Annotated in this window: 4 protein-coding genes; all 4 read left to right on the top strand. The window is 69.7% G+C overall.

Annotated elements, in window-relative coordinates; translation table 11 throughout:
- Positions 1-426: 426 nt before the first annotated feature.
- Positions 427-2253, top strand: coding sequence for a phosphoenolpyruvate carboxykinase (GTP) (locus tag H5J29_RS20890; protein ID WP_181782738.1), 1827 nt, complete (start codon positions 427-429; stop codon positions 2251-2253).
- A gap of 106 nt (positions 2254-2359) precedes the next feature.
- Positions 2360-2620 carry a DUF3311 domain-containing protein gene (locus H5J29_RS20885; protein WP_181782737.1) on the top strand — a complete coding sequence of 87 codons (261 nt, stop codon included), beginning with the start codon at positions 2360-2362 and terminating at the stop codon, positions 2618-2620.
- The gene (gene mctP / locus H5J29_RS20880; protein ID WP_181782736.1) at positions 2617-4275 is read left to right on the top strand and encodes a monocarboxylate uptake permease MctP; all 1659 of its coding nucleotides are present in this window, start codon (positions 2617-2619) and stop codon (positions 4273-4275) included. Before H5J29_RS20885 ends, mctP begins: the two co-directional genes overlap by 4 nt.
- 235 nt (positions 4276-4510) lie before the next feature.
- The coding region (locus tag H5J29_RS20875) for a hypothetical protein (RefSeq protein ID WP_376768554.1) at positions 4511-4887 on the top strand (377 nt) is incomplete at its 3' end.

The following is a 4887-nucleotide window of genomic DNA, read 5'->3' as shown; positions in this document are numbered from 1 at the left end:
ACCCGGCGCCGCGGCCCTCGGCGCGGGCGGGCGTGCTCCGCAGCGCCTGAAGAGCGCGGGAATTGCTGTTCCGCCGGGCATGGTTGCGTATTTCGAATTCGTAAGTGCCCTGCCCGATTTCACACGGTCGTCATACCTGTGTCGCACCCCCGAACCACCGTGGGCCGCGCCACCCTGAGGTCACGGTCGTCACCTGGAGCTGTGGGACCAGGGAAAACGGTGGTGAGAGCATTTGTCAGAACAATCTGTATCGATTCCATGATCGGTGTTGTGAGCCGATCGACAGTTCACGCCCATGTGTGGAACAGGCTCCTGCCGGTAACCTCCGTAGTCATCTTTCCCCGTTACAACCTCGTCCCGACCAGGCGAGGTTGCCCAGCATTTCCGCGGGCCGGTAGACGGGGGCCGGCCAGGCAGGAGACACGGATGACCGCAGCGACCGTTCCCGGGATCGACGATGCGCCCACGACCAACGCGCGCCTGCTGTCATGGGTGCGTGAGATCGCCGAGCTGACGACCCCGGACGCGGTCGTCTGGTGCGATGGTTCGGACGCCGAGTGGGACCGCATGACCAGCAAGCTGGTCGAGGCGGGCACCTTCACGAAGCTGAACGAGGAGAAGAAGCCGAACAGCTTCTACGCCGCCTCGGACCCCGACGACGTCGCGCGGGTCGAGGAGCGCACCTTCATCTGCTCCGCCACCGAGGACGGGGCGGGCCCGACCAACAACTGGGCCGACCCCACCGAGATGCGCGCCACGCTCAAGCCGCTGTTCGCGGGCTCCATGCGTGGCCGCACGATGTACGTGGTGCCCTTCTGCATGGGCCCGCTCGACGCGGACGAGCCGATGCTCGGCGTCGAGATCACCGACTCCGAGTACGTCGTGGTCTCGATGAAGATCATGACCCGGATGGGTGCCTCGGTCCTGCCGCTGCTGGACGGCCCGGCCGGTGACAAGTTCGTCCCCGCGGTGCACTCGGTCGGTGCGCCCCTCGCCGACGGTCAGGCGGACGTCGCCTGGCCCTGCAACGAGACGAAGTACATCGTCCACTACCCGGAGACCCGGGAGATCTGGAGCTTCGGCTCCGGGTACGGCGGCAACGCGCTGCTGGGCAAGAAGTGCTACGCGCTGCGGATCGCCTCCGCCATCGCGCACGACGAGGGCTGGCTCGCCGAGCACATGCTGATCCTCAAGCTGATCAGCCCGGAGGACAAGGCGTACTACGTGGCCGCGGCCTTCCCGAGCGCCTGCGGCAAGACGAACCTCGCGATGCTGCAGCCGACCATCCCGGGCTGGCGCGCCGAGACCGTCGGGGACGACATCGCGTGGATGCGCTTCGGGGCGGACGGCCGCCTCTACGCCGTCAACCCGGAGTTCGGCTTCTTCGGCGTGGCGCCCGGCACCAACTGGAAGACCAACCCCAACGCGATGCGCACCATCGAGGCGGGCAACGCGATCTTCACCAACGTCGCGCTGACGGACGACGGCGACATCTGGTGGGAGGGCCTGGAGGGCGACCCCCAGCACCTCACCGACTGGAAGGTCAACGACTGGACGCCCGAGTCCGGGACGGACGCCGCGCACCCGAACTCGCGCTACACCGTGCCGATCTCGCAGTGCCCCGTCGTCGCGCCCGAGTGGCAGGACCCGCAGGGCGTGCCCATCTCGGCGATCCTGTTCGGCGGCCGCCGCAAGACCACGGTCCCGCTGGTGTCCGAGGCCCGCGACTGGCAGCACGGCACCTTCCTCGGCGCCACGATGTCGTCGGAGAAGACCGCCGCCGCCGCCGGTGGGCTCGGCCAGGTCCGCCGTGACCCGATGGCGATGCTGCCCTTCCTGGGCTACAACGTCGGCGACTACTTCCAGCACTGGGTGAACGTCGGCAAGGGCGCGAACGCGGACAAGCTGCCCGCGATCTTCTACGTCAACTGGTTCCGCCGCGGGGACGACGGCCGCTTCCTGTGGCCCGGGTTCGGCGAGAACAGCCGCGTGCTCAAGTGGATCATCGAGCGGATCGAGGGCAAGGCCGCCGCGGTCGAGACCCCGATCGGCTACGTCCCCACCCCCGACCAGATGGACCTCGACGGCGTGGACGCGACCGCCGAGGACGTCGCCGCGGCCCTCGCCGTGGACGTCGAGGAGTGGAAGCAGGAGATCCCGCTGATCGAGGAGTGGTTCGCCAAGGTCGGCGACAAGCTCCCGACGTCGATGCGGGACGAGCTCGAGGCCCTCAAGCAGCGTCTGGGTCTCTGAGGCCGGACCCCCGACGACCCGTCCCGGTACATCCGGGGCGGGTCGTCGTGCGTTCCGGGCCGCAACGCCTTACCGTCCCCGCAGCCACCTACTCGGGGGAGGGGTCATGGCCGACCGTTCCGGTCTCCGCTGGAGCCCGTGGAACCTGCTCTTGCTCGTTCCGCTGCTCATGCTCGTCACGCCCTGGTTCAACTCGAAGGAACCGGTGGTGTGGGGCATGCCGTTCTTCTACTGGTCGCAGTTCCTCTGGGTGCCGGTCGGCGTCGTCTGCGTGCTGGTCGTCTACCTCAAGACCAAGGACGACGGCGTGCCCGCGCCGGACGTCGACCCCGAGGTCGACGACCTGGACGAGGGGGCCCGGCGATGATCCAGTGGGTCGAGCTCATCGTCTTCGGGGTCCTGTTCCTGGTCGTCACGGTGCTGGGGTTCGTCGCCTCCCGCTGGCAGCGTGGGGGCGGGCTGGACCACCTCGACGAGTGGGGCCTCGGCGGCCGGAAGTTCGGGGCGTGGATCACCTGGTTCCTCGTGGGTGGTGACCTCTACACGGCGTACACGTTCGTCGCGGTGCCCGCGCTGATGTTCGGGGCGGGCGCGCTCGGCTTCTACGCCCTGCCCTACACCGTGGTGCTGTACCCGATCGTCTTCCTGCCGGTCCTGCGGCTCTGGTCGGTCTCGCGCGTGCACGGCTACGTCACGCCCGCGGACTTCGTGCGCGGCCGCTACGGCAGCTCGCTGCTGGCCTTCCTGGTCGCCGTGACCGGGATCGTGGCGACGATGCCGTACATCGCGCTGCAGCTCGTGGGGCTCGAGGCGGTGCTGCGGACCATGGGGCTCAACGGGACCGGCATCGCCGGGCACCTGCCGCTGCTCGTCGCGTTCGTGATCCTCGCGGTCTACACGTACCAGTCCGGGCTGCGCGCCCCCGCCCTGATCGCCTTCGTCAAGGACATCCTGATCTACCTGGTCATCCTGGTCGCGGTGATCTACCTGCCCGCCCGGTTCGGCGGCTGGTCGGCGATCTTCGGGGCGGCGGAGCAGAAGCTGGCCCAGCCCAACCCGGCGACCGGCAACCCGCAGGGCTCCATCCTGCTGACCGCCAACAACCAGCTGCAGTACATCACCCTCGCGCTCGGCTCCGCCCTGGCGCTCTTCCTCTACCCGCACTCGCTGACCGGCGTGCTGGCCTCCCGCGGGCGAGACGTCATCAAGCGCAACATGGTGGCCCTGCCCGCCTACTCGTTCCTGCTCGGCCTCCTGGCGCTGCTCGGCTTCGTCGCGATCGCGGCGGGCAGCAAGCCGATCACCAACAACGCCACCGGCAGGCCGGACACGAACACGATCATCCCCGTCCTGTTCGACGGCCAGTTCCCGGACTGGTTCGCGGGCGTCGCCTACGCGGCCATCGGCATCGGGGCGCTCGTGCCCGCGGCGATCATGTCCATCGCCGCCGCCAACCTGTGGACCCGCAACATCTACAAGGAGTACTTCCACAGGTCCGCCACCCCGAAGCAGGAGGCCCGGCAGGCCAAGCTGGCCTCGCTCGTCGTGAAGTTCGGGGCGGTGGCGTTCGTGCTGTTCGTCGACCCGCAGTTCTCCATCGACCTGCAGCTGATCGGCGGCGTGATCATCCTGCAGACCCTGCCCGCCGTCGCGATCGCGCTCTACACGCGCTGGCTGCACCGCTGGGCGCTGGTCGCGGGCTGGGTCGTCGGCATGGGTTACGGGCTCTACCTGCTCTACCTCATCCCGAACCCGGCGGCGGGCAAGGCCCACTTCGGCGGCTCGGCGCTCACCCTGGACAAGCTGACGGTCTTCGGCTGGCACCCCTTCGCCGGCTCCACGGTGCAGATCTACGTGGGGTTCGTGGCGCTCGTCGTGAACCTGGTCGTGGCGGTGGTCGTCTCGGTGGCCCTGCACGCCGCCAAGGTGGCCCCCGGCCCCGACGCGACGGACGGCCTCGACTACCACGCCGACGAGGACTCGGAGCGGCTCAAGCCGGTCGCGGACACCGCGATCCAGTAACTGCGCGTACACCTCACGGGCCTGACCTGCACGCCGGTCGGGCCCGTGGTGCGTCCACCGACACCCACACGGCCCCGCCCGTCACCCCGTCGTGCGGCCGACTCGGCGCAGAGTGTGGTCATTCGTCGGCTTTCTGTTGCAGTTCCACTCGTCCGGGGTGGAACATCGGTCCCGCGCGACCGATACATCCGGTGACCGTCGATCGGGACGCGACGGCCGGATGGAGGTGAGAGTCGTGCAGGTGGACGTCGGATCCGCGGCGGGGCGCCGCCCCGAGCCGGAGCCCGAGGGCAGGCCCGAGACCGCCGAGGTCGTGGAGGTCGCCGAGCTCGGCGAGTTCGTGGAGCGGCTGGCGGACCGGGTGGCGCAGGTCGAGGAGGTCGCTCCCGAGCGCGCACCGGACACCGCGGCCCCCAGCGAGCCCGCCACCGTCGCCGCCGCCGAGCAGGTCCGGGCCCGGATCGACGCCGGCGAGGCACCCGCCGGGCTGCGCAGGCTCGCCGAGGCCCTCGCGGAGGTCGAGGAGGTCACCGCTCCGACCACCCCCGCCCCCCGCCCCACCGACGACGAGCGACCGGTCCCCCTCACAGACGTCGTCGCGGCCGTGCGGGC

The organism is Pseudonocardia pini (assembly GCF_013870575.1).
In the GTDB taxonomy this organism is placed as follows: Bacteria; Actinomycetota; Actinomycetes; order Mycobacteriales; family Pseudonocardiaceae; genus Pseudonocardia; species Pseudonocardia pini.
The sequence above is the reverse complement of the archived record's forward strand: the minus strand, read 5'-3'. Positions and strand labels throughout refer to the sequence as shown.

Coding starts and splice junctions, on each gene's coding strand:
- H5J29_RS20885 (WP_181782737.1), top strand. CDS start 2,360: ATGGCCGACCGTTCCGGTCTCCGCTGGAGCCCGTGGAACCTGCTCTTG.
- H5J29_RS20890 (WP_181782738.1), top strand. CDS start 427: ATGACCGCAGCGACCGTTCCCGGGATCGACGATGCGCCCACGACCAAC.
- mctP (WP_181782736.1), top strand. CDS start 2,617: ATGATCCAGTGGGTCGAGCTCATCGTCTTCGGGGTCCTGTTCCTGGTC.